Annotated in this window: 2 protein-coding genes; one reads left to right on the top strand and one right to left on the bottom strand. The window is 36.4% G+C overall.

What is annotated here, in order from left to right:
- The first annotated feature begins 457 nt into the window (after positions 1 to 457).
- Entirely contained in the window at positions 458 to 1,660 is a 1,203-nt protein-coding gene (locus ACP6PK_RS11525; protein ID WP_426559722.1) for an argininosuccinate synthase, read from the top strand.
- Between the two features lie 115 nt (positions 1,661 to 1,775).
- On the opposite strand, the gene ACP6PK_RS11520 is transcribed toward ACP6PK_RS11525, so the two are convergent.
- The coding region (locus tag ACP6PK_RS11520) for a hypothetical protein (RefSeq protein ID WP_426559721.1) at positions 1,776 to 1,996 on the bottom strand (221 nt) is incomplete at its 5' end.

Below are 1,996 nucleotides of genomic sequence, written 5' to 3'. Positions count from 1 at the left end.
ATTCTATTAGCAGAAAAATCAGGGGATACTCCTATTTTGTGAATTTTTTCAGACTGAGGCAAACGACAAATAATATCTCAACCTTCTACTTCAAAACTATAACGTTATAGTTTCAGACTAGAGTCTGGGTAAAATCCCGATTCAAATTTCAAAATTCTATTAGCAGAAAAATCAGGGGATACTCCTATTTTGTGAATTTTTTCAGACTGAGGCAAACGACAAATAATATCTCAACCTTCTACTTCAAAACTATAACGTTATAGTTTCAGACTAGAGTCTGGGTAAAATCCCGATTCAAATTTCAAAATTCTATTAGCAGAAAAATCAGGGGATACTCCTATTTTGTGAATTTTTTCAGACTTTTAAGTATAACAAAAGTCTGTACCTTAACTGACAATAAAGCTACAGATTTAATCTGATAATAATAACTCAGTCGTTAATTTTTCAAGAAAAACCCATGAGTCGTGCCACTAAAGTTGTCCTAGCTTATTCTGGGGGAGTAGATACCTCCGTTTGTATCCCTTACCTGAAAAATGAATGGGGAGTAAAAGAAGTAATTACCCTAGCAGCAGATTTAGGTCAAGGAGACGAATTAGAAGCAGTTCAGAAAAAAGCATTAGATTCTGGAGCAGCAGAATCTCTAGTTATAGATGTTATCGAACCTTTGATTAAAGAATATGCTTTTCCTGCTATTCAAGCAAATGCTCTGTATGAAAATCGCTACCCTCTAGCAACAGCATTAGCTAGACCTTTAATTGCCAAAATATTAGTAGAGGCAGCAGAAAAATATGGTGCTGATGCTATTGCTCATGGTTGTACGGGAAAGGGTAATGACCAAGTAAGATTTGATGTTGCTATTGCTGCACTAAATCCTCAAATTAAGATTTTAGCTCCAGCACGGGAGTGGGGAATGAGTCGTGAGGAAACTATTGCTTATGGTGAAAAATATGGCATTCCTGCTCCTGTGAAAAAGTCTTCCCCTTATAGTATAGATAAAAATTTATTGGGGATGGCGATCGAAGCAGGTGAGTTGGAAGATCCTTGGGTGGAACCGCCAGAGGAAGTTTATGGAATGACAAAGGCGATCGCCGATACTCCTAATGAACCGGAATATATTGAGATTGGTTTTGAGAAAGGAATTCCTGTTAGTCTGAATGGTCAAGGTTTAGGTGGTATTGAGTTGATAACTCAACTTAATCAGATAGCAGGAAATCATGGTATTGGTCGTATTGACATGATTGAAAACCGTCTAGTAGGGATTAAGTCACGAGAAATTTATGAGTCTCCGGCGATGTGGGTTTTAATTCAAGCACACCGGGACTTAGAAAGCTTGACTTTGACTGCTGATGTGACTCGTTATAAGCGTGGTATTGAGGAGACTTATAGTCAGTTGGTTTATAACGGTTTGTGGTTTAGTCCATTGAAGGGTGCGTTGGATGCTTTTATTCAGCAGACTCAAGAAAGGGTTACTGGTGTTGTCAGGGTGAAATTATTTAAGGGTAGTGCGATGGTTGTCGGTCGTCAGTCTGGTAATTCTTTGTATAGTTTTGACTTGGCAACTTATGGTGCGGAGGATGAGTTTGACCATAAAGCGGCGGAAGGATTTATTTATGTTTGGGGTTTGCCTACTCGTGTTTGGTCGGAGAAACTTAGGGGTTAAGAAATCAGGGTTTTTTTAACTTTGATTAGTTTTCCTGTAGAGATGAAATATTAGTCTCTACAGGAATAGTTTCAAAGAGAGGTTTTGTTTGAGAAAGAATCAAAAAATTAAGGTTTTAAATTACGGAATCAATATTTTTATAATCCTGAGTTTTTAGTTGCTCATTCTGCTCTGATTTTTTATTTTTTCTAATTCCTGAATTTGGCATATCTAAATTAATATTCTGCATTGTTTCTGCAAAATTTTTTGATAACTGATTCTGTTGTTCTATTACTTTATCGAAATTAATATTCTGCATTGTTTCTGCAAAATTTTTTGATAACTGATTCTGTTGTT

The sequence above is a fragment of the Dapis hubbardiae BLCC-M172 genome (assembly GCF_050016015.1).
In the GTDB taxonomy this organism is placed as follows: domain Bacteria; phylum Cyanobacteriota; class Cyanobacteriia; order Cyanobacteriales; family Microcoleaceae; genus Trichodesmium.
Note: the sequence above shows the minus strand (reverse complement) of the source record. Positions and strands in the feature narration are given on the sequence as shown.

Bases quoted from the DNA above. Each gene is read 5' to 3' on its own strand.
- ACP6PK_RS11525 (WP_426559722.1), top strand. From the start codon at position 458: ATGAGTCGTGCCACTAAAGTTGTCCTAGCTTATTCTGGGGGAGTAGAT.